At 46.9% G+C, this 569-nt stretch carries 1 protein-coding gene; it reads left to right on the top strand.

Annotation, left to right across the window (positions count from 1 at the left end):
• Positions 1 to 569 (top strand): TrkA C-terminal domain-containing protein (locus R7P74_RS28195; RefSeq protein WP_318123977.1); only part of this gene is annotated, 569 nt, incomplete at both ends.

The raw sequence follows: 569 nt of genomic DNA on the forward strand, positions 1-569 counted from the left end.
TTATCTACCTATTATTCGCGCATATCGAGTGGGCCCGGAGCTTATCGATTGGACAGACGGCAAAAACTTACGAGAACTTGGTATTTATCGCCAAACGGGTTGTTACATTGAGCGTATTCGCCGTAATGGTATTCTCGCCCACCCTGATGGTGATGCGATTTTGCAAGAAGGCGATGAAATAGCACTGGTAGGCTTCCCTGACAGCCACGCTCGTTTGGACCCAAGCTTCCGCAACGGTAAAGAAGTGTTCGACCGTAACCTTCTCGATCTGCGTATTGTGGAAGAAGAGATTGTCGTTAAGAGCGACGCGATTGCCGGCAAACGTCTATCTGATTTGAACCTGTCTGAGTTCGGTTGTTTCCTAAACCGTGTAGTTCGTGCGCAAATCGAAATGCCAATGGATTTAGACATTGTTCTTGCCAAAGGTGATGTACTTCAGGTGAGTGGTGAGAAGAGTCGTGTACATGGCCTTGCTGAGAAAATCGGTTTTATCTCGATCCACAGCCAAATGGCCGACTTATTGGCGTTCTGTAGCTTCTTTATTCTTGGCATTATGTTTGGCCTAGTGA

The sequence above is a fragment of the Vibrio sp. 2033 genome (assembly GCF_033339735.1).